Genomic DNA, 24,562 nt, shown 5'->3' on the forward strand with positions numbered 1-24,562 from the left:
TTAGTCTTTGAGATCAGCGATTCTCACGATGACTTTTTGTGGGTTCGCCTCGGGGTGTGGGAAGCAATTAATCAGGCGTTAGTGGAGCAGGTGCAGCAACGAGAAGGACGAGAATCCGAAAACCTGCGGAACACCTGCCCTTCAGCCTTTACCAACGGCGTTGCAACACGCTAACCCATTCGCCTTCTACCCCAGGCACAGGCATGGGTTTCCCCCAGTAAACCCTGTCCACAAACCCGATCGAATGCAATCGGTTAATGATTGACTCTACCGTTTCCTTAGTGCCGAAAAGTTGTAACCGATAGTATGGATGCAACTGTTCGATCGAGCGATCATTCCGATCGCTAGAACCTTTCGCCATAATTGAGCTTCTCCTGTTTGTAGTGAGTCTTTGCCCTCACCCTAACCCTCTCCCGGAGGTAGAGGGAACCCGATCTCTTGCTCCCTTCTCCTGCGGGAGAAAGGCCGGGGATGAGGGCGGAAGAAAGCCCAAAAATTTAGAGCCACCCCGTTTGACATCACAAACAAGAGTGGCTCGGTCAGATGCTAAAATCCTCATCAAGCCTCCTTGCTGCTCGCACAGCGCGGGGGAATAGCTACCCGGAGTTGTCTCACCAACAAAGGGTAGTGCCCTAAATTTTTAGGATCCCAGCGACCTCATGCTTCATGCCAAACCGTCTCACGAAAGAAGGATGTCCATGGCGATCGCTATGACTGAACACAGTACAAATAAACGCCCATACCTGTCAATCCCACTTTATAAAACTGCTTAATTTGTATTGTTGTGAATTAATACTGTCAACCAAATACAGCAAGCATTTATGCAGCAAGCAATTCAACAAAAACAGCGACGATCGCACTCAACACGATCGTCGCTGTTTCATAATTGACTTCTATTGCAACTGACTAACTGTTCATCAATCGAATAAGCAATCGAATTAGTCACCCGTTACAATCTTCGGCACCTTAAAGAAATCATCTTCCCGATCGGGCGCAGAACTCAGAATCGCCTCCCGGTTTTCGTAGGCCCGCTGCACATCCACCCGCGTCACATTACTTACATCGATCGCCCGAGTCGTCGGTGGCACATCCGCCACATCCAACTCATTCAACTGCTCCACATAATCCAAAATGCTCGTGAGCTGCCCCGCAAATTTTTCCTCTTCCTCCGGCGTCAGCGCCAACCGAGCCAACGTCGCCACCTTATGAACCTGTTCGCGATCGAGGGACATATCTCAACCTTGCCTCCAGAAAACCGTCGTTTATTCTAGCTCAGAAATCGCCATCCCAAAAAACAGACCGGAATTAGAAATAGACATCGATCGTCGATCGGCCCGTCGTCTTCAACCAGTTCTGCGCTTCGATGTAATTGTTCGGCGCAAGCAAAATCGCCCGCTTCCAATACTCCGCCGCCTTATCAAACAGCGCTTCCCCTTCCTCATCCAAGCCCTCTTCCTTGGCCTGCTCCCCTTGGTAATGGTAAATCACCGCAATATTGTTCAACGCCTGGGGCATCCGAGGATTCAGTTCCAGCGCCTGGTGGTAATAGTCCAGCGCCTCTGCCTGATCACCCACACTCGCCTTGATCAAGCCAATGTTGTAGAGCACAAAGCTACGATCGTTACTATCTTCCTCCAGCTTCAGCGCCTCAAAATAGTTATCCAGCGCCTCTGCATATTCCCCATCCGCCTGGGCAGACATCCCATCCCGATAATAGGCAAACGCTTCCTTTTCCTTCTTGCTGGCAGGAAACACCTTGAGGATGATATCCGCCATCACGGTAAAGCTTTTATCAATGAAGTTGTCGTTGCGTTGGGATCTAGGCATGACTGTCTCGTTAAAGCAGCAATTTATCTAGCTCCCATTGTAAGGGCTTGGGGTATCACGGGTTGGGGGAATGCCGCAGGAAACGATCGCCGCAACCAAGGCACCATTTCCTGCCCCCGAAACAGCGTCCAATCCGCATTCCCCAAAGGCACCCAAAAAAAATCAAAGGCGATCGGGCCTTTGCGCGCCCCCGAAAATTCCTCATAATGCCGCCACCGCCGGGGCGCAGGGGCCGTCAATTGCAAATGGAAGGCATGGTATTCCCGCATCCGTGCCTGTCCCACCTTCCAAAAACTGCCGAGATAATCCACAACCTGAACCGCCTTCAACCCCGTTTCTTCATAAACCTCCCGCAGCAGGGCATCGACGATCGCCTCTCCCGACTCGATCGATCCTCCGGGAACCTGAATGCCAAAGTAAGGATAATCTTCCTGCCGAAACACTAACAGTTCTTCTTGGTGGGTGATGTAGGCCAGAACTTTGCGTTTCACCGATGGGGCAGGGGAAAGATTCATAGCGGCAGTGGGATGAACGATCGAGCAACTATGCTAACGAAGTTTCCCCAACTCGGCATGGGGTTAAACACCGTTTTCCATGAATTCTGCCATTGCCAAAAAATTGCAATTGATCATTCCACCCCCCTGACCGGAATTTTCATCCCCGATCGCCCAAATTCCTTTTAAAATGAAAGAAATATTACAAAATGTAACGATATGATAAGTCCCGCAAAATCCATTGCAGTCATCGGAGCCGGAATCGGAGGCTTAACCGCCGGTGCATTGCTGGCAAAACGGGGCTATCAGGTCAAAATTTTCGATCAGGCGATCGTGCCCGGTGGCTGTGCATCCACCTTCCAGCGGCGGGGCTTCACCTTTGATGTCGGAGCCACCCAAGTCGCTGGATTGGAACCGGGCGGCATTCACCATCGCATCTTTACGGAACTCGGCATCGATCTCCCCGCCGCCACCCTCTGCGATCCGGCCTGTGTCGTCTGGCTACCGGGCGAGGCAGAACCGATCCAAATGTGGCGCGATCGGGCGCAATGGCAAGCCGAACGCCAACGGCAATTTCCCGGCAGCGAACCCTTCTGGCAATTGCTCAACACCTTATTTGAAGCCAGTTGGAAGTTCCAAGGCCGCGATCCAGTTCTGCCCCCCCGCAACCTGTGGGATCTGGGCCAACTCCTGCAAGCCCTCCGCCCCGACACCTTAATCACCGCCCCCTTTGCCCTGTCCACCGTAGGCGATGCGCTGAAATGGTTCGGCCTGTATGACGATCGGCGCTTGCGAACCTTCCTCGATGTCCAACTCAAGCTCTATTCCCAGGTCAACGCCGACGAAACCGCCCTCCTCTACGCTGCCACTGCGTTAGCGGTTTCCCAGGAACCCTACGGACTCTGGCATTTGCAGGGCAGTTTGCAAGTCCTCAGCGATCGTCTCACCACCGCCCTGGAAACCCACGGGGGCAGTCTGCACCTGCGCCACACCGTCGAAGCCATCCACACCAACGGCACCCAGGCCACCGGCATCACCGTCCGCAATCAAAAAACCGGGGAAACTTGGCTCGAACCCGCCGATCACATTGTGGCCAACGTGACGGTTCAAGACGCCGTGCGACTGCTGGGCGATCGGGCCCCGGCGGGCTACCGTCAGCGGGTCAACCAACTCACCGATCCTTCGGGAGCCTTCGTCGTCTACCTGGGCGTGGATCAAGCGGCCATCCCCAAGAGTTGCCCACCCCACCTGCAATTCCTGTACGACTACAACGGCCCGATCGGAGAAAATAACTCCCTCTTTGTCTCCGTCAGCAAACCAGGGGATGGCCGTGCGCCGGAGGGCAAAGCCACGCTGATCGCTTCATCCTTCGTCGATGCCACCCCTTGGTGGGCCTTGAAAGATCAACCCGAAGCCTACCAAGCCCGCAAACAGGCGTATACCGACACCGCGATCGCCCGACTGGCCCAGCATTTTGACCTAGAAGGCACGATCGTCTATCAAGAAGCTGCCACCCCCCTGACCTTTTGGCGCTACACCGCACGACAGAAGGGTTTCGTGGGAGGCGTGGGGATGCGGTTATCGACCTTTGGCCCCTTTGGCTTTGCCAATCGCACCCCTGTCCCGCACCTCTGGCTCGTGGGTGACTCCACCCATCCCGGCGAAGGTACCGCAGGCGTCAGTTACTCTGCCTTGACGGTCGCGCGGCAAATTGCAGCTGAAAATTAAGGCGACAAAATTGCAGTTGAAAAATTGCAGTTGAAAATTGCAGCCCCGATCGGAATTTCTGCTAAAAAAAAGTTGAGCAAAAACTGTTTTATCAAGAATAAAACGACTCAAACAGTTTGAGACAATTGCCAAATTTGTAATATTTATTTTCTAATTGTGGGTCATGAATTCTGATCTTTCATAGATTCGTGCAATATTTATCCGCTGGATCACGCTTTTTATCCCTGTTTCTTTCCCTCAAATGGGTGAACAGGTAGGCGATAGGGCATATTCATACAAGACCCATGTCAGGGATCTATCAATTGAATTGAAAAAACATGACTGCATTAAGCGATGTATCTGTTTAGGGGGAATAGATAACCCCCTCGATCGAACTCCCTGTCTCCGCGTGAGATTGACTGATAGGTTCACTGACAGACGGTTTCTGTTCTGCGAATATACTCTAGTCATCAAGTCAGTGTGTTCTATGCAAAGTTGGCCTTCGACAGAGCGGTCTTCCAAGGATTTGTTACCTGCATCGATTCCCTACCGACCCAGTAGCTTACGAACCTCTGATCTCACAACACTGTCTACGGTTGCGCAATATCAAATCCGGAAAATTCTACGCAAGTTCGTCAATAGCCGTTTAGAGCATGTATCCGAGCCAACGCTAAACTTGCAGAATCTGGAAGCCGTTGATCTCAATGTCCTGTTGCTTTGCCTCTATCCCACCCCCAAGGATCGCTATCAATACGTTCAGCGGCTGGAAGTGTTGACGCTAGCTCGGAGCCATATCCTACAAGGCCGATCGATGAGTATGAGCCTGGAGGAAGTTGAAAGCAGTATCTTGAGTATTTTAGAACTGCCTCGCCAACCCGTACTGTCAACAACGCCTCCACTGCTGACTGAAGCCTTCACGAGTCAGTTTAAATTTTTCCATCACCAGGGCATTCAAGAAGGGTTGCGATATCAAGATGAGCTGTACGGCTTGATTTACAACATTGAAGGCCATTACAAGCGCTACGCCTATCCCATCCTGTGCGGTTTGCTCAGTCGGCAAATTGCAGCCCTGCTCACAATTTCTAGCCGACGGTGGGGCCTCTGGATTGAGATGAAGTCACCGATTTATCAAGTATTGAGCGATTTTCAGTTTGAGGAGTTTTATAACATTCAGCATTGCTTAGCTTGTCTTGGGGACAGCCATCCTCCGCAAACCTATCCTTGTCTCCCTAGTTCCAGTTTCCCTAGTTCCAGTTTCCCCAGTTCCAACACCCCAGTTTCTCAAAATCAAGATTGACGGGGTTCTTACTGACTGAGGGGTGGAACCATTATTGGCCCATGAGTCTGCGCCATTGCCCGATCTGTGACTGCGCTTGGCCGTAGGCGACTGTCCCTGATGGCACTTTTTGCGCCGTGGCGATCGCGCCGGGAAAATCGCCAGCACTGGCTTGACCCAGGGCAATGTCTAAAATTTGTTGACTCCATTGATCGACAGCTTGGGATGCCTGCGATCGTAAAGGACTGGAACCTGGAACCTGACGGGCGAGACCAATGGCTTCCACCAAGGCATCGGGAGTCCCGCCACTGGCACGCTCCACCGCTCTGGGCAGGATCTGCTCGGCTTGGGCACGGCTGCGGAATTTTTCAATTTTGGCCTGGGCGGTGTCGTAGGCAGAAGTGCCCGGTGGAATTTGCTCCAATTGCGCGATCGCGGCTTCCAAATCGCCAGATTCCGCCAAACTCTCAGCATTATCGAGAGTGGGCTGGTACTGAGTCCGGGCAATTTGATCACTCCAGCGCCGAATTTTTTCCTGCGCTTGTTTATACAGCGATCGATTGGACTGAATCTGCTGGGCTTGGGCGATCGCCGCTTGCAACGAAGTCACATCCCCCGCTGCGGCCAGTTGATCGGCCTGATCTAAAATTGGGCGATCCTCCGCTGCCTGGGTTTGGCTGGTGACTTCTTCAATCAGTTTTCTGGCATCGCCATACTGCGCGGTAGATGCATCAATTTGCGAGGCTTCCGCGATCGCCTGTTGAATTTCGTTGGGATTGCCGCTCTTGGCTAGTTGACGGGCACGATTCAGTTGGCCTAGGGCGGTCAGTTCCGCTTGCCAACGGCTGGCCAACCGTTGTGCCCGATCGTACAGGGGACGACCGGCACCAATGCGCTGCACCTGGGCGATCGCATCTTCCAAATCCACTTCCAAGCCTTTGGCTGCCCGCGATTGCGCGCCGACTAACACTACAAAGTCGTCTACATCCTGCTTCAGCCTCAGTTGGTCAGGAATGCGATTGGCAATGCGCAGGGCTTCATCAAAGTTGCGCCGTTCCGCTGCATATTCCGCCAGTTCCATCAAGCGTTTACCCAAGCGGGGCAGCATGTCCTGGGCGTCTTGATAGACATAGCTCTTCTCGTTAATGCTGGCGACGTTTTCCACCGCTTTGATCAGGTCGTCGGCAGTTCCCCGATCGATCGCCCGTTGCGCTTGTCCCAATTTGGTAATGTCGTCCCGCGTTGTGGCAATGAGCTGGGTAATTTCTGGATATTTTTTCGTTTGCCAATATTCATTCTCTAACCCCAGGAGTTTAGTAGCTTCCAGGGAGGCTTGTCGCCAATTTTGTTTCCGTAGCAAATCTTCAACTTTCTGGGCGATCGCTTCGGCCTCTGACCAAATTTTTTCCCAGGTTTTGACCCGTTCTTCCACCAGTTTGGAGGCCGAAGAATCCTGGGGAACCTTGCGGGCTGCACCGATGGCTTCCTGGATATTGCCTTCTTGGAAACTCTTTTCCGCGAGATTGAGCAAATCCGTTGCCCATTGTTCCATTAACCGACTGGCTTCGGGATAGAGCGGGTGATCCTTGGGTAACGACTTGACCAATTCGATCGCCTCTAGGAGATCCTTAACGGTTTCCTTTCCGGCAGCAATTTGGGCACAGTGGAGCCGCAACGAAGCCGGAGCTAAAGGCCAGAAGACTGAAGGACAGTTGGGCACTGCTGGCAATTTAAACAGAAACGCTAGGGACAGCACGGTTAACCCACCGCTGAGCAGTAATCCCACGATCGTGATGAACCGCCAATCCAGTAAACGCCGTTGCAAATTGGCCCAAAAGACTGTCTTGGCGCTATTGGAATTGGCATTATCGGAAGGCTGTTGCCGATCGGCAGATGGGGGCCGACCAGAACGCCGTTGGACGGGACGATCGGTGGAATTCGATGCCTCCGATCTCGATTGTTGCTGGGCGATCGGGGATCGAGGAGGTGCTAACTCAGGGGATGCCGCTGCTTCTGGTGCAGAGGAATTCCTCGATCGGGCGGGAGCCCCCTTGCCTTGGGACGGTTGACGCAGCCGATTGGCGGCATCCGCCGGACGATCTGGACGATTTGGAATTCCCTGTTTTCTCGTCATAGTCAACTCAGAAACAGCAGTTGCGTTCTACCATCACTCCGGGACAGCAGAATTTTGATGACATCCTAACCCCCAATGTTGAAAAAACCAAATTTTTTCTGAGTCACGATCGTGTTGTGGGGAGCTCTCGAAAAAATTATGCTAGGTTGAACCTGTCCCTTCGATCGGACTCTTGGGGTTATGGTGAACCTTCAACCGTCTGCCCAAACCGAAGTCACGGTTCCGAGTGAAAATTTATGGGAAGTCGTTTACCCGGACAGCGACGGCCAGCCCATAGCGGATAATACGAAGCAGTTTGAGTGGATCGTTTTAATCAAGAAAAATCTGGATCTACTCTTTGTTAAAGAGCCGAATGTCTTTGTTGCTGGAGATTTGCTGTGGTATCCGGTAGAGGGTAACCCGAAAATTCGCATTGCACCGGATGCCTTGGTGGTTTTCGGTCGGCCTAAAGGAGAACGAGGTTCCTACCAGCAGTGGCAAGAGGATAATATTCCGCCTCACGTGGTGTTTGAAATCCTGTCTCCTGGCAATACCTCCCTGGAAATGGAGCGTAAGTTGTTGTTCTATGAACGCTATGGCGTGGAAGAATACTATCTCTACGATCCAGATCACAATCTGTGCCGAGGTTGGCTTAGGGTCGATGGCTATTTCGACGAAATTATTACGATTGATCAATGGATCAGTCCTCGGTTAGGCATTCGCTTTGACCTGACGCAGGATGTTCTACAGCTTTATCATCCTGATGGTGTTGTTTGCCAGAGCTATACCGAAATTGCTCAACAGCTTGAACAGGAACGCCAAGAAAAAGAGCAAGCTCTGCAAAAATTAGCAGAAATTGAAGCAAGAGCTGGTCGTCTGGCCGATCGATTACGAGAATTAGGAATTGACCCCCATCAGATCTAGTCGCTTGCTGGCGGAGCGAATCTCTTGAGCAGGTTGCCAAAGATGAGTCTCGCTAAAACAGTGTCCCCTTTGCCGATATGATGGTTAATCGGTTTGAGCGGGAGACATTTCAAGGGAGATAGCGCTATGGCACAGAACTTGCAAGGTAAAGTTGCGATCGTCACCGGAGCATCGCGGGGCATTGGACGCTCCACCGCATTGGCCCTCGCCTCGGAAGGAGCCTCGGTGGTCGTTAACTATGCAAGTTCCAGCGGGGCTGCTGATGCAGTGGTTGCCGAAATTGAGCAAGCGGGAGGAACCGCGATCGCCCTGAAAGCGGATGTCTCCAAGGCGGAAGAAGTCGATCAAATGATCGAAGCGACAATGGCCAAGTTTGGCCGCATTGATGTCTTAGTGAACAATGCAGGCATTACCCGTGATACCTTGCTGCTGCGGATGAAGCCAGAAGATTGGCAAGCGGTCATCGATTTGAACCTGACGGGGGTTTTCCTCTGCACCCGAGCGGTTAGCAAAATTATGCTGAAGCAAAAATCCGGTCGGATTGTCAACATCACTTCCGTCGCGGGCCAAATGGGGAACCCTGGTCAAGCCAACTACAGCGCGGCCAAAGCGGGCGTCATCGGCTTTACCAAAACGGTGGCGCGGGAACTCGCTCCCCGGGGCATTACGGTGAATGCAGTGGCCCCTGGATTTATCGCCACGGATATGACCAGTGATTTAAACGCTGAACCCATTCTGCAAATGATTCCGCTCAATCGCTATGGTCAGCCGGAAGAAGTCGCAGGCATGATTCAATTCCTAGCGGCTTCCCCGGCAGCCGCCTATGTCACAGGACAGGTCTTTAACGTTGATGGCGGCATGGTGATGGCCTAGGAATACCAGCACAAAGAATCTACCGAGAGGCGTTGGAAAAACGATTCAGTAGACTCTATGGGTAACACCTAGATTTTTCAAAGGCTGATGGCATAAGGGTTTTCTATTATCTTCTGCTGACTTTTTTGAAGGTTTTGGGCTTCAATTGAGTCGCTAAGAACCGATAGGATTTGGGGGATTCGTTGAGGACGTTGAATCCTCGTTGACCTGATCCCTGATGTTCGGAGGAAGCCCCTATGTCCCGCCTAGCAGTTTTTTTCATGACTACCTTGAGTCTGCCTGCCCTGGGGTTGGCAGTTCTTCTAGGGGGCGCTGCTTCCTCAAACGCAGCAGAGATTAAGGCGCAATCTGTCCAGCACAATTCCCAAGCAACCTTAACCCAGTCAGCTTTAAGCCTGGGGGCGATCGACGGCGCTTCCGTAGACACCCCCAGCTCGGAAATGGGGCAAGTCACTATGGGGCAAGTCACTTCAGTGTCCCAGCTTTCCGATGTCAAACCCACGGACTGGGCTTTTCAGGCGTTGCAGTCCCTCGTTGAGCGCTACGGTTGCATTGCGGGCTATCCCGATCGCACCTATCGTGGTAACCGGGCCATGACCCGCTACGAGTTTGCCGCTGGCTTGAATGCCTGCATGGATCGGGTCAATGAGCTGATTGCCGCAGCCACCGCAGATTTGGTCAAGAAAGAAGACTTGGCCACGCTGCAAAAATTGCAAGAAGAGTTTGCCGCTGAACTGGCGACCTTGCGCGGTCGGGTAGATGCCCTAGAAGCCAAAACGGCCACCCTGGAAAAGCAGCAGTTTTCCACCACCACCAAATTGCAAGGCGAAGTCATCTTCAGTCTAGCGGGAGCCTACGGAGCCTACGACGGGGGTAACCTCGCATTTATCAACAACACCAATGCGGCGGTTCTCGCGCCACCCACAACCCCGATCGCCCTCCTCCCAACTCCTACCGCTGGACGGGATGCCAATATCACCCTGAATAACCGGGTACGGCTCAATCTCAACACCAGTTTTACCGGCAAGGACTTGCTGATTACCGGACTGCAAGCCTACAACTTTGGCAGTGGCCCCAGTACCGCCTTTCCTGGCTTCAATAACGGGTCTAGCTTGGCTGGAACTTTGGGGTATGGGGATGTGATTTTCGGCAACAACAGTAACGTCCGCCTAGGCTACGAACCGCAGTTTCCCACCCTCAATCCCCAAACCCTCCAACCCAAGGGCGGCAATAACAGCCTAGAACTCTACAAACTGCTATACATTTTCCCCGTGGCCGATCGCTTAACAGCGTTTGTCGGCACCAATGCAGAAGTCTCCGATGCCTTTCCGTCCATTCTGCCCTTTGCGGGAGAAGGCCAGGGAGCGCTTTCCCGGTTCGCAACGTTACCAGCGGCCCATCGGGTCTCCGGCGGTACTTCCCAAACGGGATTGGCGGCAGCGGCGGGGGTAATTTTTAAGATTTCGGATGCGATCGACTTCCGTGCCCTCTATGGTTCTGTCAACTCTAACCTGCCCCAAAATCAGGGCTTTCCGGGAACGCCGCTGGGAGCAGGCATTTTCAACGGTAGCTACATTGCGGCAGCGCAGTTGACGGTGAAGCCTTCGGCCAATCTGGATATCGGGTTGAACTATGCCCACAGCTACCACCAGATCAACATTCTGGGTACTGGCCTCAGCAGCTCGGACATCGGCGCAATTCTCTTTCCCGCCACCTCTTTGGGGGATCTCGCCAACCAAGGCATCAAGATGGACACGATCGGGGTGACGGCGGCCTATCGTTTGAACCCGACGATTACGCTGGCAGGTTCCTTCTCCTACATCTTTAGCGATCTGGTGGATGTCAACGCTTCCACCGACTTTATGAGCTGGTTGGTGGGCATTCACGCCAAAGATATTGGTCAAAAGGGCAACTCAGCAGGGTTAATCTTTGGTCAACCCCTAGCACGCACCTTCGTGGGTGGATTGGCTGTCAGACCGGAAGATACCAAGCCCTACCAGTTGGAAGGCTACTTTAACTATCGAGTGAATGATCACATCAGCATTACGCCAGGGGTGTTTGTCATCTTTAACCCAGAAGGCTTTAAGGATAACCCCACTGCGATCGTGCCTGTTATTCGGACAACGTTTACGTTCTAAACGCCAACTTCTTCCAGATTGCCTAGAAACTTAATCCCCCAGATTCCCTCCAACAAAGCACTTGCAAGTCAATTTTGGAGGGTTCCTGGCGGATATTTCTGGATAACTTTCTGGCATCACCTAGCTTTCTGGCATCACCTAGCTTTCTGGCATCACCAGCACCTTATCGACCCGATTGCCGTCCATATCCATCACTTCAAACCGCAGGCCATCCCAAACAAAATGATCGGCGGATATGGGAATCCGGCCTAGGTACATTACGACAAACCCTCCTAGCGTTTGGTAACTACCGCGATGTTCTCCCGGTAGTTCCCGCTCTTCCATTTCTAGTAATTCTTTGAACTGATAAATCGGCAACATCCCGTCCAGCAGCCAAGAGCCGTCTTCCCGCTGAATTGCCTGGGGCTCTTCTAAATCCTCCGCACTGGGTAGGTCACCTACCAATGCTTGTAGGATATCCGTCAGTGTAACCAAGCCTTGAATTACACCGTATTCATCAACAACAAAGGCAATTTGATTTCCCGTTTGCTTAAACAATTCCAAAACCTTGAGCGCACGGGTACTTTCCGGAACAAAAACCGGCTTTTGTAGGGATTTCGTAAAATCGAGTTGGTCTCCTTCCAAGGATTCCATCAGCAAATCGTAAACTTGGATTACCCCCAACAAGTTATCCAAGCCCCCTTGGCAGACCGGAAAGCGAGCGTGGGAGCCTTCATGCATGGCGCGACGGTTTTCTTCAGCGGAATCTTCTAGATCTAACCAAAGGATATCCACCCGAGGCGTCATAATCGCACTGACCCGCCGATCGCCGAGCTGGAAGACCCGCTTCATGATGTCTTCTTCGGCCTGCTCAAACATGCCTGCTTCAGTCCCCTGCTCAATCAGCACCCGAATTTCTTCCTCAGTCACCTGCGGCTCATCGGAAGGCCGAATGCCCAAAATTTTCAGCACAATATCGGTGGATTGGCTGAGCAAGTAAACGATCGGGGAAGCCACCTTGGCCAACAAACTCATCGGCCCTGCCACTGCTGCAGCAATGCCCTCGGGGGAGTTGAGGGCCAGCCGTTTAGGCACCAGTTCCCCCAGAATAAGGGTGAGATAGGTCACGGTCAAAACTGCCAAACCGAAGGCTAAGCCCTCGCTGTAAGCCTTGAAGATCGGAATATCTTCCAAGATGGGCTTAAACACCGACGAGAAGACCTGTTCCCCAAACGCCCCAGAAATAATCGCAATTAAGGTAATCCCAACTTGGGCTGCTGCCAAAAAGTTATTGGGATTGTTCGCGAGGTGGAGGGCAGACTTGGCACCTTTGTCGCCTTGGTTGGCGGCCTGCTGCAACCGCACTTTGCGGGCAGACACGATCGCCATTTCTGACATCACAAACAGGGCATTGGCAATGATCAGGAGCAGAACGATGAGAAAGTTGGTGGCGAAGGAAGACATGTCCCCTGGGGATGACGAGAGATGACTGTCTTAGTTTATCGGAGAAAGCTAAGATCGCCTAAAACTCCTCTAGGGTCGCTTGAATTCCCAAGCTGGTTAAACTTTGCAACAGTTGATCAGCCTTGGCCCGATCGCTAAAGGCTCCAGCTTGTAAGACCGTTTGGCCTCGGGATGTAGTTGTAAACGCATCGGGCACAATTGTGCGTAAGGCACGCTCATCGGAGAGTGGAGCCACGACCCGCACGCGCAGAACCGCAGCGGGGGCTCCCGATCGGGTTGGAGGAATGGGAGGACTTCCGACGCTAGATCGTTTGCCTCCCCGCCAGACTGGAACGGATGCCATATCGCCAACGTTGCCGAGGGGGATGCTGGAACCGGGCACGGGCAGAACGTTGCTGGGACGCGCTGCTGGGGTAGAAGTCCAGGCATTAAAGGTGAGCGGGGCAGGGCTATTTAAAGGGCTATTTAAACTGGGATTGGCCGCTAGGCTAGAAGGGCTAGATGTCCCTGTGGTCACACTACTACTCTTTGCCTGTTTGGGTAAGGGCAGCGATCGACCACCGGAACTGACGGGTGCAACGGCAACGGGCACGATCACGGAATTGGGCATGGAATTGGGGATACCACTCGATGCATTGGTAGGTACCACGACATCGGGTCTTGGCGCGGGTCTAGCTGCGATCGGGGTGGGGCTGGCCGCAGGGCGCAAAGGATTGCCAGAGGTGGGCCGCGAAAAGGTGATTTCCCGCACGGGTTGTTCCGAGGTGGCCGGGATCGCCGTTGGCATGGTCGCAGTGGCCACAGGTACCGGAATGGGAATGGCGGTAGAGGCCGTTGGGGCTGGAAGATTTGCTGCTGGACGGGTCGATGCGGTCGTGCGCACGGGGAGTGCGGTACTTAGCCGCAGCGGTTCCCGGCTTTCCACAGGGGCAGCGGCAACGGTCGTGGCATTTAGGTCTAGGCGTCCACTGCTGGTGGAAAACTGATTCCCCGCTGCGGGAATGATTTGGCTGCTGGTTTTAGCGTTGACATCGGACTGGCCATTGCTGAGGAAGGTATTGTTGCCCAAGTCGCCCACGGTGCCTAAGTCCGGTTGGGTATTGGCGATCGCGACGAGGCCATCCCGCACGTTACCGTCGATCACATTGCCCCGCAAAATGGGGCGAGCATTGCCCTGAACGACGACTCCATCTTGGTTTTGGGTGATGCGGTTGCCAATCAGGCGAGGAGCGGCATTTTGGGCAATGTTGACGCCAAATCCGGTTTTCTCAAAAATGTTTTCCCGCAATTCAGGTCGAGAGGTGCCGTAGATCGTGACGCCATTGGCTCCGTTTTCGTAGAAATAGTTATTTTTCAAAACGGGAGCGCTGTTGCCGACGATCGACACGCCATCGTGATCACTGCCTGTGAAGGTATTGTCGCTGAGGACGGGGCTGCTGGACTCAATCCAAACGCCGTAGCCTTGGGGGGTGGGGTTGGAAACGGTGACGCCGCGCAGTCCAGCCCGATTAGCTCCGACGATCGCCACATTCTGCCGCCCAAAACTTTTGCTTAGGAAAACTCCGGAACCGCGAATAACGATGTTCTGGCCCCGATCGCGGGGTTCGCCTTGCAAGGTCACACCGGGCTTGAGGTTGAGGGGAAAAACTTCCCCAGTGGCGGTGCTGTAGGTGCCAGGGGAGAGAACAATAATCGTGTTGGGTTGGGCGAGTTGCAGCGCCTTGGTAATGGTGCGCAGGGGTGCTTGGTCGCTACCGTTGCTGCCATCGTTGCCCACCTGGGGATTGACGAAGACAAGATTGTAATCTGCCGCTGGGGTGGCCTGGGCGATTTGGTAGGGTTGGGGCTGGCTAGGCTGAGCGATCGCGGGTAGCGTATTCAGCCCGCTGATCCCCAGGGTTGCCAGGAGACTCATTTGTAAAATCTGCGTGGGATGAGGAACACAGCACAAAGAAAATTGGCGCAGTGGACGATCGAGGTGACGACTAAACTGGGGGGTCACGGTAGAACTCTCCTATTCACGGCTTATAGGATTCTTGGACTTGTAGCTTACTCGAAATTTCTTGGTCTGATGCACCGGATCTGAACAATTTTTCCTGTTCCTGAAAATTTTTGCAAGGGGTTGAGGATTACAGCAGATCCACCAGTAACTAGATGGACGATCGCTGAAATTGTTTCTCTATCAATGGGCTTTGGAAGAACAGGAGCCAGAGCGCGAGTTATTCTGGGCGGTGAGTCAAGATATCTACATCAAGCATTTCCAAAAACCGATTTTTCAGCTAGCTGTGCAGCGTAATAAGATCAACCTTCTAGTTTATGAACCTAGCCAGGAGGTCATTCTGCAATGGATCAAACCTTGAGTTATGCGGACATTCTAAAAAAGACTGTGCGAGCAGCGGTGGTCAATCAACCCCGATTGCAGGAAATTAAACTCTATTCTGTGTGTGACACTGAGTCCGGTCATTTTTTGGTTCTGGCAACGGGCTGGGACAAACAACGCTGGATGGACACTATCTTGTTTCATGCTCGTTTAGTGGGGCAGCAAATCTTCATTGAGGAAGATAACTTTGAGGAGAGCTTAACTCAATTGCTCATTGCGAGTGGAGTTCGAAATGAGGATATACGGCACGAGGATCTTAGGGCTACAGCATAAAGTCTCTAGCCACTGCTCAAGGGAAACGTTAGGATAATTGAGGTTTTTCAAAGGTTCCCATGAGTTCTGCTGCGCTGTATCGCATTCTGGACGCCAATCTCGATCGCGCCCGTGAAGGGTTGCGAGTGGTGGAGGAATGGTGTCGTTTTGGCCTCAATCAGGCGGAATGGACAGAGCACTGTAAAGCGATGCGGCAGGAATTGGCAAAGTGGCACCTACCGGAATTTCGGGCAGCGCGAGATACGCCGGGGGATCTGGGTACCCAAATGACCCATCCCCAGGAGGCGCAGCGGGATAGTATTGCCCAGGTTTTGCAGGCGAATTTGTGTCGGATTGAAGAATCGCTGCGGGTGCTGGAGGAATACGGCAAGGTGCATAGTGCCGAGATGGGCGCTGCCATGAAGCAAATGCGCTATAAAATCTACACCTTAGATAGCCAGTTGCAAACCAACTCAAAAACTGGCCAGTCCCCCGCTAAGTTGCAAACCTACACAATAGAAACGTTACCAGAACGGCCAACCATGACCCATTCCCGCCACGATCGCCTCCATCAAGCGCAACTGTACTTAGTGACTTCACCCTGCGATCGCTTAATTGAGGTGGTGGAATCTGCGCTGCAAGGCGGGCTGACGTTGGTACAGTATCGCGATAAAAATACTGACGATGGACTCCGGTTCGATCGGGCCCAGAAGTTAAAAGCCCTCTGTCAGCAATACGGTGCTTTGTTTATTGTCAACGATCGGGTCGATTTGGCTTTGTCGGTGGATGCGGATGGGGTGCATTTGGGCCAGCAGGACTTACCCTATGGGGTCGCTCGGCAGATCCTAGGGCCGGACAAAATTATTGGTCGATCGACGACAAATCCCGAAGAATTTGCGAGAGCGATGCAGGAAGGAGCCGATTACATCGGGGTTGGCCCAGTTCATGAAACGCCCACGAAAGCAGGCAAGGCCGCCGCAGGCTATGACTATGTGCGCTATGCCACCGAAAATTGTGCGATGCCCTGGTTTGCGATCGGGGGGATTGATCTGAGTAATGTGCAAGCGGTCATTGATGCGGGAGCGCGGCGGGTTTCTGTGGTGCGAGCTGTGATGGAAGCGGAGAACCCCCAAGCCGTAACGCAGCAATTTCTGGCTCGATTAATGGCCTAGAAAATCAGGGTTTAGACAGTCATGGTTTAGAAAAATGGCCTAGAAAATCAAAGCGCCGGGGCGGGGCAATAGGCTTGGAATTGCTGGGAGACCGCGTTTTCCAATCGACTAGAACTTGTAATTGAGATTGAGTTGCATCTATTTAGACGAACTGTCAAGTGTGAAGTTTCTTGATCAAGATATTACAGTTCATGTCTGAATGATGGAAGTGGTAATCCGATCGCCTAGCCTAGGATCGAACTAAGCTTTTTTACCTATTAGCAAGCCACTAGCAAAGGAACAAACCAGTGTGAATTTTTGTTGCTTTGTTGAGATTCACTTGCGATAGAACATGGTGTGAATGATCTGTTAGGAGAATTTTTACAATGTCTCTTCCTCTGCTTGAGTACGCGCCTTCCTCTCAAAATCAACGGGTTGCAGGCTTTGAAGTCCCAGGTGACGAACAGGCTTGGGCCTTCAGTACGGATGCCATTTTGAGTGCTGTGGAGATGGATGCGGTTATCCAGGCTGCCTATCGCCAAATCTTGAATGAACAACAGATGACGAGTAGTTCGCGGATTCCCTATTTGGAGTCGCAACTGCGTTCGGGTCAAATGACGGTTCGAGAGTTCATTCGAGGTCTGGCCACTTCCGAGATCTTCCGTACACGCAATTACGACACAAACAATAACTATCGGTTTGTGCAAATGTGTATCCAGCGGCTGCTGGGCCGGGAAGTCTACAACGATCGGGAAAAATTTGCCTGGTCTACGGTACTGGCGACCAAAGGGTTGAATGGCTTTATTAGCGATCTGTTGGAGTCTGAAGAATATCTGACGAACTTTGGAGATCACACCGTGCCCTTCCAACGGCGGCGGGTGGTGCAGCAGCGCACCACTGGGGATCTGCCCTTTGCGCGCATGGCTCGCTACGATGAATTCCACTTGGCGCAACTGCCGAAGACGAGTGCCTACGGCGTCTCTGCCAGCACCTATCGGGTGACCAATATCGGTCGGAGCGATCGCTGGGCTTGGCAACGGGGGGCTGACCAACGCTATGCCCAAATTTGGTATGGGGTCATCCTCGCCAGCGCCGGATTCCTCACCTTGCCCCTGTTAGGGTTGATCTTTGGCTGGTAGGTAATGTTTCGCGAGCCATTGTTGCGCTTTGCAGCAATTGTGTAATTTCAAAGTTTTTCAAGCAAGTTTGCCCTCTCAACTTCTAGCAACCAGACGCTATCCACCTGGTTGCTTTTTTATTGGATTGAGGCTGGTAAGATTGCCCGCAAGATGATTCGATCGAAGGTTGCAATGCGAAGGTTGTAATCTGCAATGATGCAGAAAATGACGCGAAAGGTATGAACCCCATGGAAACGATTACTCTACACGTGAATGGCGAAGTTAAAGACTGTCCCTCTCAGCTCAATTTGCCGCAACTGTTAGAACATTTAGGGATGAATCCGCGTTTGGTGGCGGTGGAATACAACGGTGAAATTTTGCATCGTCAGTTTTGGGAGAACACGGAGGTGCAGGCAGGCGATCGCTTGGAAGTGGTCACGATCGTGGGTGGCGGCTAGATTGACGGAAAAATTCAAGGGAAATTCAAGCGAAATCCCCGTTGGATCGGGAATCCCGACCTGAAGTCACGCCGGGTTCGCATTCCCGAACGGAGACGCAAACGATAAAGTAGAAAGAGCGAAGCATGTCGTCTCATCCGGCCAATCCGCCTGAGCCATGCGACTTAACTTCTGCGGGATGCTGCTATGAAAACTCGATTTACTCATTTTCTGAAACCCCTTTTGAAACCTATTCTCGCGATCGCACTGATCTTTACCCTCTTTTTTGGTGCGGTGGATCAAGCCCAAGCGGCGAGCTATGGGGGACGGATGGGTGGGGGATCTTTTCGATCAGCCCCTAGCCGAACCTACAGCGCACCCCGTTCCTACGGCGGTGGCTATGGCGGCGGTGGCTACTATGGCGGCGGTGGCAGCAGTTTCTTCTTCTTCCCTTCCCCTTGGATGTTTTTCTGGGGTGGCGGTGGTGCCTTTGGGGGCCTGTTCACCGTGTTGATTTTTGTCGCGATCGCGAATTTCGCCTTCCGCGCTTTGCGCAATGCCCAGTCCGGTGACGGGGAAAGCTTAGGAGCATCCACGGTTTCGGTGACCAAGCTGCAAGTGGGGCTATTGGCCCAGGCTCGGGAATTACAGTCTGACCTGAATCGCATTGCGCAACGGGCGGATACCAGTTCCAGCGCAGGCTTGGCGCAGGTGTTACAGGAATCCACACTGTCGTTGATGCGTCACCCGGAATACTGGGTCTATGCCGGTGGAGAAACCAAAAATGCAGGACTGACGGCGGCGGAAGCGGAATTCAACCGCATTGCCCTGGCGGAACGCAGCAAGTTTAAAGGCGAGTCGCTTTCCAATGTGAGCGGTCAGTTGAAGCAAGCCGATAGCAGTTCTCTGACGGTTGCTCAGAAGGGAGACCTCGCGACCCAAGCACCGGGGGAATATATCGTGGTGACCTTGGTGGTCGGTGCCGAAGGTAAAGTCGATTTACCTAAAATTACCAGTGCGGACGATGTGCGCAAGGCTCTGAGCGCCTTGGGAAGTGTCTCCAGCGATCGGCTGATGGCCTTGGAAGTGCTGTGGACGCCGCAGGTAGAAGGGGATGTCTTCACCAGTGATGACATGATTGTCAGCTATCCTACGTTGAAGCTGGTGTAGGTTAGATTGTTGGACTTGTATGGGGGATGCGTTGTCGATGGCGCATCCTTTTTTGTTCACTACAATTCATTAAATTTAGTTTTAATTGTTTTTCTTGAATTTAGCTGTTTTCCTCAGCTTTGTTCTATGTTGATAAATCAATTACTATTTTGTTTTTAAATGATTGACTTTTTATTAACCTATTGACTGATCTATGGATTGATCTGCTAGTTGACCTTAGTAAGGCTGAAGCGCTATGGATAACGCACATTTGGGAATTGGATTGCTGGCCTTGGGTGGAATTGCCACGATCGGTGCAGGATCACTATTCTGGGCTTACAAAGGGGCAGGCAGTGTGGCTGTTCTATTTCCAGAAGTGATGCCTGCGCCACCGGACTTGCCTGATCCGGTGCATTATTTATTTCAGACTGGGGTAAGTGCCTATTGTGCGGGGAATTATCGGCGTGCCCTGGATGCGTTTAATCAAGTACTGCAAACCCAGGCGGATTTGGCTGAAGCCTACCACGATCGTGGCCTCTGTCTGGCCAACCTACGACAGGATGATCAAGCAACCCGTAGTTTTGTGAAGGCAGCGGAGTTGTATTTAGTTCAAGACGATCGACCCTCCGCAGAGCTGGTAAAACAGCATTTGAGGGCGCTGAAGCAGCGAAAGCAGGCAAAATAGGAGCACGATTAACTATTAGGAGCACCATTAAACTATTAGGAGCACCATTAAACTATTAGGAGCGCCATTAATTGTGTAGGGTGACGTATGTGTAGGTGACGTATGTGTAGGGTGATGTGTAGGTAATGTAGTGCTATTGTGCTAGGTCTCTGAGACAGTTCTGGGGGATGGGTGGTCCTGGAGAATACCTATTAAAGGCGAGGCGAGCGGGAGAGATTGCCAAATTACTCAGCAAGAAGAACCGCTTAGGCTACTCTAGAACAACGTCCCCTCTGTTCCCTTGTGGTAACTTCCTCTGATTATGCAGACTCCTAATTTGCTGGCCTTAGATTTTGATGGTGTGATCTGTGATGGGCTGTTGGAATATTTCCAAACCGCTTGGCGAGCCTATTGCCAGTTATGGCATCCAGACAATACGCCCCCGACGGAGGAACTCGCACAAACGTTCTATCGCTTGCGGCCTGTGGTGGAAACGGGTTGGGAAATGCCAGTGTTGATCCATGCCCTAGAGTCGGGGTTTAGTGAAGCCGCAATTTTGCAAGAGTGGCCGAATCTAGCGTTAGAACTATTGCATCACCACCGCCTTAATCCGAAGGAAGTGGGCGCGATCGTGGATGGGATTCGCGATCGTTGGATTGTGCAGGATCTGTCCAGTTGGTTGGGGGAACATCGGTTTTATACAGGGGTGATCGATCGGCTCAAGGCGACTGAAAATTTTGTGATTATTAGTACTAAAGAAGCGCGATTTATCCGCCAATTACTGCAACAGCAGGGAATTGATATCCAGGACGAGCAACTGTTTGGCAAAGAGAAGCAACGGCCTAAGTATGAAATTCTGCGCCAACTCAAACCGCAGTATGAAACGATTTGGTTTATTGAAGATCGGCTCAAAACGTTGCAAATGATTGAACAGCATCCTGAGCTGACCAATGTGGAACTGTTTTTGGCAGACTGGGGCTATAACCTGTCCCGCGATCGCGAGATTGCCCAGCACAGCGATCGGCTCAAGCTGTTGTCTTTAGACCAATTTCACCAGCCCTGCGATCGATGGATAGGCGAGTCTGCATAAGAAGCTCATTGCTCTAGAAGCTCATTAGTCTAGAAGCTTCCTAGTCTACAGGGGATTGATTAAGCGAAGAACCTGCGGTCGCTTGCATTGCTATAGCAACTGTTTCTTGTGTTGTTACTTCCTGTGTTACTCCAGCAATTGTTTCTAAATAATTCCTTTCCAACTTGTCTAGTATTGCTGCATGGACAATGTTTCCCAATACATTGAGCATTGTTGATAGGCCGTCTACCAAGCGGTTGACCCCTGCCACGATCGCCACGCCTTCCACGGGTAAGCCCGCAGCCGTCAGTACGGTTGTCATCATGATAATGCCAGCCCCCGGCACTCCAGCGGTACTGAGGGAGACGAGAAAAGTGCTGAGAAAGATAGCGGATAGCAAAGTGGGCGTCAGGGGAATATGAAATAATTGGGCAATAAAAACAGCATTGAAACCCTGCATAATGGCTGAACCATCCCGCTTTAGGGCGGTACCCAGGGGAATGGCAAAACTGGCAATCTCATCGCGCATTCCATACTGGGTGTGGGCATCTTGGAGAGCAACGGGTAAGGCTGCATTAGAACTGGCGGTGCCAAAGGCCAGGGATAGGCTAGGAGAGAAGCTTTGAAAGAGCTTCAGTGGAGAAAGTTTAAATGCAAGGAGAATGGCAATGTAAATCGCAATCATCCAGAGAATGGCAATAGCATCCCCTACAACATAGTTAAATAGTTTTGCAATAATGCCTAAACCTTGATTGGCTACGACGGAACTCATCAACGCAAACACCCCGATCGGAGATGCGTAAAGCACTAGAAACAAGATCTTTTCACTAATTGCATAAATACTCTCTACAAACTGCACAAAGGGTTGAGCCCGATTACCCGCTTGCTGAATCCCCAATCCAATCAATCCTGCGGAGAGAATGGTTTGCAATAAATTTCCCGTTGCCAGGGCAGTGAGGGGATTGGTGGGGACGAGGCTAATCAGCCATGCCAAGAGGTCGGGAGCTTGGGGGGTTTCTAGGACAGGCGCGATCGCAAGCTCGGTCATCTGGACAGACGATCGCAGCACAATAGCGGTGCCCATACCAAGGGCGACGGCTAGGGAACTGGTGAGTAAATAGCCGCCCAAGAGCTGAAGGGTATATCGCCCCATTTGAGCCGCATTGCGGATGCGTGCCATCGCCAAAATCAACGAAGAGAAGACGAGGGGCACGACGACAAACTGAATTAACCGCAGAAAGATTTGGCCTAGGGGATCAAAACCATAGTGGTCTATTAAACCGACCCAAGCAGGACAAAGATCATGGAGGGCTGTTCCAAAGGCTAATCCTCCCACCAATGCCAGCAAAATTAGCGTTGAAAGTGTCATGGTCTGCGATCGGGCTCCCAAAAATTCACCACCCCACTAATTTATCTAAGTTCCACAGGTTTAATTGTGTCCAATGGATAAGTTTTGATAGAGATCAAGCAGCGTTCCAGGGGCCTTGGTCCTGTTTGGGGGGGTGGACGTTTCGACGTGCTCAGCATCATGGCTAGTGCGGTTGGGTTTCTTCCGATCGTGCTTGGGCGGTGGCTTCCTGGGCTGCTTCTCCAGAGGGCTGTCCTTGTTCCCAGCGTTCCAGAAATACCGCATTGGCCGTATTGCCCACCACGTTCAAGATCGTGTGAAAGCTATCCATTAAACGATCGATGCCCGCTACGATCGCCACGCCTTCAATGGGCAGCCCCGCAGCGGTTAGTACCGTCGTCATCATAACAATGCCTGCGCCGGGAACTCCAGCAGTACTGAAGGACACGAGTAAGGTACTCAGGGCGATCGCAGACAGCAAACTGGTCGTGATGGGGACATCGTACAACTGCGCCACAAAAAGGGCGTTAAATCCCTGCCCGATCGCCATGCCATCGCGTTTGAGGGCTGTGCCGAGGGGAATGGCAAAACTGGCGATCGGGGCTGAGAGGCCATAGGTTTCCTGGGCGTCTTTGAGGGCGATGGGTAGGGCGGCGTTGGAACTGGCGGTACCGAAGGCGAGGGATAGGGTGGGAAAAAAGCTACGGAAAAAATGAATCGGTTTGCCCTGAATCAACCCCAACAACAGCCCATAGACTCCAATCATCAACCCGATCGCGAACACAGTCCCCACCATGTAGGTCAACAGACGGGTTAAAATGCCGAAACCTTGAATGGCAATCACAGAACTCATGAGCGAGAACACACCAACGGGAGCAAAGTTGAGAATGAAAAATAGAATCTTCTCACTAATGCTGTAGACACTTTCCACAAAGGCGATAAAGGGTTTCGCTTTCTCGCCAGCTTGTTGGATGCCGATGCCAATTAGTGCGCCGGAAATGATGGTTTGCAACAGGTTGCTAGTGCTGAGGGCCTGTAAGGGATTTGTGGGAATCAGGCTGACCATCCAGTCAATCAAATCGGGGGCAGTGGTGCTGGTATTCACCGTTTCTAAGGTGAAGCCAATCATGCCGCTGCCTGGTTGCAAAATAGCAGCGGTTCCCATGCCCAGGGTAACGGCGATCGCGCTGGTCAGAAGATAACCCAGTAAGAGTTTGGCGGTATAGCGGCCCACTTGGGCGGCATTTTGGACGCGGGTGAGGCCGAGGATCAGGGAGGAAAAGACGATCGGGACGACGACGAATTGAATCAGCCGCAGAAAGGCTTGGCCTAAGGGGGCTAGGCAGTAGTGATCTAAGGAAAGAACCCAAGCTGGAAAAAACTCATGGAGGGTTGCACCAAAGGCAATCCCTAGGCCCATGGCCAATAGGATCAGGGTAGAAAGATTCATGGGAACTTACGATCGCAGAGCAGGAAGGATGATCCGTTGAGGAACTTGATTTCAAGATACTGCAAGTTTTCCAGATTTTTTCAAACAGACACCTTGCAATCGCGATCGGTGGACTATGCAGGTCTGTCTTGTGACGGCAGGTCTGTCTTGCGAGTACAGGTCTGTCTTGCGAGTACAGCTCTGTTGGCGATCGGTTACAGCCTAATCGGTGGGGTAAGGCGCGATCGGGTTGACATACTCAACAAATTGAGTATATAGTGCTGGACATACTCAATTTGTTGAGTATTGATCTGTCCAGGGAGATTGCTATGCTGAAATATAAGCTCTATCAAGCTGCTTTGCCGGAGCATCCCGAGGCGGTGGTGTTTGTGAATGGGATGATTGCCCGCGATCGGGCGGGTTTTTTGTGGTTTTGGCGGAATTTGCCCAGTATTTATCGATCGACTTCGCAGGCTGCGGGCTGCTTGCAGGTGAAGGCGGGCATTTGTGGCCCGAAGGAAGTGATTATGGTGAGTTATTGGGAATCCGAGGCGCAGTTGATGGCGTTTTTTCGGGGGGCGGCCCATCGGGAGATGATGCAATTTACCCAGCGTCATCCCAATAGCTTGTGTCTTTATAACGAAACCTATCAGCCGAGAAAAAGTGGGAAATATAGCCACGAGCCGCAGGGAATGGCAATCGTCTATGGTGTGTCGTGATATTTTGTAACCGTAGGGTGATTCCCCAGTAATTTTGGGATGGTAGAGTGA

General features: G+C 52.1%; 24 protein-coding genes. 15 read left to right on the forward strand and 9 right to left on the reverse strand.

Going from position 1 to position 24,562, the window contains the following annotated elements; genetic code table 11:
* Positions 1-148: 148 nt before the first annotated feature.
* From H6G21_RS12410 to H6G21_RS12425, 4 genes are all read right to left on the reverse strand, one after another.
* On the reverse strand, positions 149-361 hold the full coding sequence (locus H6G21_RS12410) for a hypothetical protein (RefSeq protein WP_190572732.1): 213 nt from the start codon (positions 359-361) through the stop codon (positions 149-151).
* A gap of 577 nt (positions 362-938) precedes the next feature.
* Positions 939-1,232: an Asp-tRNA(Asn)/Glu-tRNA(Gln) amidotransferase subunit GatC gene (gene gatC, locus H6G21_RS12415; RefSeq protein WP_190573723.1), complete on the reverse strand. Its 294-nt coding sequence runs from the start codon at positions 1,230-1,232 to the stop codon at positions 939-941.
* Positions 1,233-1,305: 73 nt separating this feature from the next.
* On the reverse strand, positions 1,306-1,827 hold the full coding sequence (locus H6G21_RS12420) for a photosystem I assembly protein Ycf3 (protein ID WP_190573724.1): 522 nt from the start codon (positions 1,825-1,827) through the stop codon (positions 1,306-1,308).
* Between the two features lie 23 nt (positions 1,828-1,850).
* Positions 1,851-2,342 (reverse strand): NUDIX domain-containing protein, encoded by a 492-nt coding sequence (locus H6G21_RS12425; RefSeq protein ID WP_190573725.1) that lies wholly within the window; start codon positions 2,340-2,342, stop codon positions 1,851-1,853.
* Between the two features lie 30 nt (positions 2,343-2,372).
* Between H6G21_RS12425 and H6G21_RS12430 the strand changes: the two genes are divergently transcribed.
* The 3 genes from H6G21_RS12430 to H6G21_RS12440 all read left to right on the forward strand — a co-directional run bounded on the left by H6G21_RS12430 (position 2,373) and on the right by H6G21_RS12440 (position 5,325).
* The gene (locus H6G21_RS12430) at positions 2,373-2,510 is read left to right on the forward strand and encodes a hypothetical protein (protein WP_190573726.1); all 138 of its coding nucleotides are present in this window, start codon (positions 2,373-2,375) and stop codon (positions 2,508-2,510) included.
* A 30-nt stretch (positions 2,511-2,540) separates the two neighbouring features.
* On the forward strand, positions 2,541-4,049 hold the full coding sequence (crtD, locus tag H6G21_RS12435; protein ID WP_190573727.1) for a C-3',4' desaturase CrtD: 1,509 nt from the start codon (positions 2,541-2,543) through the stop codon (positions 4,047-4,049).
* A gap of 466 nt (positions 4,050-4,515) precedes the next feature.
* On the forward strand, positions 4,516-5,325 hold the full coding sequence (locus H6G21_RS12440) for a hypothetical protein (RefSeq protein ID WP_190573728.1): 810 nt from the start codon (positions 4,516-4,518) through the stop codon (positions 5,323-5,325).
* A gap of 31 nt (positions 5,326-5,356) precedes the next feature.
* Here the strand turns inward: H6G21_RS12440 and H6G21_RS12445 are convergent, their stop codons facing one another.
* On the reverse strand, positions 5,357-7,438 hold the full coding sequence (locus H6G21_RS12445; RefSeq protein ID WP_190573729.1) for a chromosome segregation ATPase: 2,082 nt from the start codon (positions 7,436-7,438) through the stop codon (positions 5,357-5,359).
* A gap of 180 nt (positions 7,439-7,618) precedes the next feature.
* Here H6G21_RS12445 and H6G21_RS12450 point away from each other — a divergent pair, with 180 nt between their 5' ends.
* The 3 genes from H6G21_RS12450 to H6G21_RS12460 all read left to right on the forward strand — a co-directional run bounded on the left by H6G21_RS12450 (position 7,619) and on the right by H6G21_RS12460 (position 11,352).
* Entirely contained in the window at positions 7,619-8,341 is a 723-nt protein-coding gene (locus H6G21_RS12450; protein ID WP_190573730.1) for a Uma2 family endonuclease, read from the forward strand.
* Between the two features lie 126 nt (positions 8,342-8,467).
* Positions 8,468-9,214 (forward strand): 3-oxoacyl-[acyl-carrier-protein] reductase, encoded by a 747-nt coding sequence (gene fabG / locus H6G21_RS12455; RefSeq protein WP_190573731.1) that lies wholly within the window; start codon positions 8,468-8,470, stop codon positions 9,212-9,214.
* Between the two features lie 260 nt (positions 9,215-9,474).
* Positions 9,475-11,352, forward strand: coding sequence for an iron uptake porin (locus H6G21_RS12460; RefSeq protein ID WP_190573732.1), 1,878 nt, complete (start codon positions 9,475-9,477; stop codon positions 11,350-11,352).
* 138 nt (positions 11,353-11,490) lie between these two features.
* Here the strand turns inward: H6G21_RS12460 and H6G21_RS12465 are convergent, their stop codons facing one another.
* Positions 11,491-12,795, reverse strand: coding sequence for a hemolysin family protein (locus H6G21_RS12465; RefSeq protein ID WP_190573733.1), 1,305 nt, complete (start codon positions 12,793-12,795; stop codon positions 11,491-11,493).
* 58 nt (positions 12,796-12,853) lie between these two features.
* Positions 12,854-14,797, reverse strand: a complete 1,944-nt coding sequence (locus H6G21_RS12470) for a DUF1565 domain-containing protein (protein ID WP_190573734.1) — start codon at positions 14,795-14,797, stop codon at positions 12,854-12,856.
* Between the two features lie 169 nt (positions 14,798-14,966).
* Here H6G21_RS12470 and H6G21_RS26230 point away from each other — a divergent pair, with 169 nt between their 5' ends.
* The 8 genes from H6G21_RS26230 to H6G21_RS12510 all read left to right on the forward strand — a co-directional run bounded on the left by H6G21_RS26230 (position 14,967) and on the right by H6G21_RS12510 (position 21,036).
* On the forward strand, positions 14,967-15,155 hold the full coding sequence (locus tag H6G21_RS26230; protein WP_199307180.1) for an element excision factor XisH family protein: 189 nt from the start codon (positions 14,967-14,969) through the stop codon (positions 15,153-15,155).
* Entirely contained in the window at positions 15,140-15,448 is a 309-nt protein-coding gene (locus H6G21_RS12480) for an element excision factor XisI family protein (RefSeq protein WP_190573735.1), read from the forward strand. The genes H6G21_RS26230 and H6G21_RS12480 overlap by 16 nt, the downstream gene beginning before the upstream one ends.
* A 59-nt stretch (positions 15,449-15,507) precedes the next feature.
* Positions 15,508-16,599: a thiamine phosphate synthase gene (locus H6G21_RS12485; RefSeq protein ID WP_190573736.1), complete on the forward strand. Its 1,092-nt coding sequence runs from the start codon at positions 15,508-15,510 to the stop codon at positions 16,597-16,599.
* A gap of 365 nt (positions 16,600-16,964) precedes the next feature.
* Complete coding sequence (locus H6G21_RS12490) at positions 16,965-17,717, forward strand: phycobilisome rod-core linker polypeptide (protein ID WP_190573737.1); 753 nt, start codon at positions 16,965-16,967, stop codon at positions 17,715-17,717.
* 218 nt (positions 17,718-17,935) lie between these two features.
* Positions 17,936-18,154 carry a sulfur carrier protein ThiS gene (thiS, locus tag H6G21_RS12495; RefSeq protein ID WP_190573738.1) on the forward strand — a complete coding sequence of 73 codons (219 nt, stop codon included), beginning with the start codon at positions 17,936-17,938 and terminating at the stop codon, positions 18,152-18,154.
* A gap of 186 nt (positions 18,155-18,340) precedes the next feature.
* Positions 18,341-19,303, forward strand: coding sequence for a DUF1517 domain-containing protein (locus tag H6G21_RS12500; RefSeq protein ID WP_190573739.1), 963 nt, complete (start codon positions 18,341-18,343; stop codon positions 19,301-19,303).
* Positions 19,304-19,538: 235 nt separating this feature from the next.
* Positions 19,539-19,967: a hypothetical protein gene (locus H6G21_RS12505; RefSeq protein ID WP_190573740.1), complete on the forward strand. Its 429-nt coding sequence runs from the start codon at positions 19,539-19,541 to the stop codon at positions 19,965-19,967.
* A 298-nt stretch (positions 19,968-20,265) separates the two neighbouring features.
* Positions 20,266-21,036: an HAD family hydrolase gene (locus tag H6G21_RS12510; RefSeq protein ID WP_190573773.1), complete on the forward strand. Its 771-nt coding sequence runs from the start codon at positions 20,266-20,268 to the stop codon at positions 21,034-21,036.
* A gap of 40 nt (positions 21,037-21,076) precedes the next feature.
* Here the strand turns inward: H6G21_RS12510 and H6G21_RS12515 are convergent, their stop codons facing one another.
* Together H6G21_RS12515 and H6G21_RS12520 are read right to left on the reverse strand one after the other, a co-directional pair.
* Positions 21,077-22,384: a dicarboxylate/amino acid:cation symporter gene (locus H6G21_RS12515; RefSeq protein ID WP_190573741.1), complete on the reverse strand. Its 1,308-nt coding sequence runs from the start codon at positions 22,382-22,384 to the stop codon at positions 21,077-21,079.
* A 163-nt stretch (positions 22,385-22,547) separates the two neighbouring features.
* A complete protein-coding gene (locus tag H6G21_RS12520; RefSeq protein WP_190573742.1) occupies positions 22,548-23,813 on the reverse strand; it encodes a dicarboxylate/amino acid:cation symporter in 1,266 nt (421 codons plus the stop codon).
* 308 nt (positions 23,814-24,121) lie between these two features.
* On the opposite strand from H6G21_RS12520, the gene H6G21_RS12525 reads away from it, so the two are divergent.
* Positions 24,122-24,511 carry a DUF4188 domain-containing protein gene (locus H6G21_RS12525; RefSeq protein WP_190573743.1) on the forward strand — a complete coding sequence of 130 codons (390 nt, stop codon included), beginning with the start codon at positions 24,122-24,124 and terminating at the stop codon, positions 24,509-24,511.
* The last annotated feature ends 51 nt before the right edge of the window (positions 24,512-24,562 follow it).

The sequence above is a fragment of the Alkalinema sp. FACHB-956 genome (assembly GCF_014697025.1).
In the GTDB taxonomy this organism is placed as follows: domain Bacteria; phylum Cyanobacteriota; class Cyanobacteriia; order Leptolyngbyales; family Leptolyngbyaceae; genus Alkalinema.

Excerpts from the sequence above, each read along its gene's own strand:
- H6G21_RS12410 (WP_190572732.1), bottom strand. The coding sequence starts at position 361 with ATGGCGAAAGGTTCTAGCGATCGGAATGATCGCTCGATCGAACAGTTG.
- gatC (WP_190573723.1), bottom strand. The coding sequence starts at position 1,232 with ATGTCCCTCGATCGCGAACAGGTTCATAAGGTGGCGACGTTGGCTCGG.
- H6G21_RS12420 (WP_190573724.1), bottom strand. The coding sequence starts at position 1,827 with ATGCCTAGATCCCAACGCAACGACAACTTCATTGATAAAAGCTTTACC.
- H6G21_RS12425 (WP_190573725.1), bottom strand. The coding sequence starts at position 2,342 with ATGAATCTTTCCCCTGCCCCATCGGTGAAACGCAAAGTTCTGGCCTAC.
- H6G21_RS12430 (WP_190573726.1), top strand. The coding sequence starts at position 2,373 with ATGCTAACGAAGTTTCCCCAACTCGGCATGGGGTTAAACACCGTTTTC.
- crtD (WP_190573727.1), top strand. The coding sequence starts at position 2,541 with ATGATAAGTCCCGCAAAATCCATTGCAGTCATCGGAGCCGGAATCGGA.
- H6G21_RS12440 (WP_190573728.1), top strand. The coding sequence starts at position 4,516 with ATGCAAAGTTGGCCTTCGACAGAGCGGTCTTCCAAGGATTTGTTACCT.
- H6G21_RS12445 (WP_190573729.1), bottom strand. The coding sequence starts at position 7,438 with ATGACGAGAAAACAGGGAATTCCAAATCGTCCAGATCGTCCGGCGGAT.
- H6G21_RS12450 (WP_190573730.1), top strand. The coding sequence starts at position 7,619 with ATGGTGAACCTTCAACCGTCTGCCCAAACCGAAGTCACGGTTCCGAGT.
- fabG (WP_190573731.1), top strand. The coding sequence starts at position 8,468 with ATGGCACAGAACTTGCAAGGTAAAGTTGCGATCGTCACCGGAGCATCG.
- H6G21_RS12460 (WP_190573732.1), top strand. The coding sequence starts at position 9,475 with ATGACTACCTTGAGTCTGCCTGCCCTGGGGTTGGCAGTTCTTCTAGGG.
- H6G21_RS12465 (WP_190573733.1), bottom strand. The coding sequence starts at position 12,795 with ATGTCTTCCTTCGCCACCAACTTTCTCATCGTTCTGCTCCTGATCATT.
- H6G21_RS12480 (WP_190573735.1), top strand. The coding sequence starts at position 15,140 with ATGGATCAAACCTTGAGTTATGCGGACATTCTAAAAAAGACTGTGCGA.
- H6G21_RS12485 (WP_190573736.1), top strand. The coding sequence starts at position 15,508 with ATGAGTTCTGCTGCGCTGTATCGCATTCTGGACGCCAATCTCGATCGC.
- H6G21_RS12490 (WP_190573737.1), top strand. The coding sequence starts at position 16,965 with ATGTCTCTTCCTCTGCTTGAGTACGCGCCTTCCTCTCAAAATCAACGG.
- thiS (WP_190573738.1), top strand. The coding sequence starts at position 17,936 with ATGAACCCCATGGAAACGATTACTCTACACGTGAATGGCGAAGTTAAA.
- H6G21_RS12500 (WP_190573739.1), top strand. The coding sequence starts at position 18,341 with ATGAAAACTCGATTTACTCATTTTCTGAAACCCCTTTTGAAACCTATT.
- H6G21_RS12505 (WP_190573740.1), top strand. The coding sequence starts at position 19,539 with ATGGATAACGCACATTTGGGAATTGGATTGCTGGCCTTGGGTGGAATT.
- H6G21_RS12515 (WP_190573741.1), bottom strand. The coding sequence starts at position 22,384 with ATGACACTTTCAACGCTAATTTTGCTGGCATTGGTGGGAGGATTAGCC.
- H6G21_RS12520 (WP_190573742.1), bottom strand. The coding sequence starts at position 23,813 with ATGAATCTTTCTACCCTGATCCTATTGGCCATGGGCCTAGGGATTGCC.
- H6G21_RS12525 (WP_190573743.1), top strand. The coding sequence starts at position 24,122 with ATGCTGAAATATAAGCTCTATCAAGCTGCTTTGCCGGAGCATCCCGAG.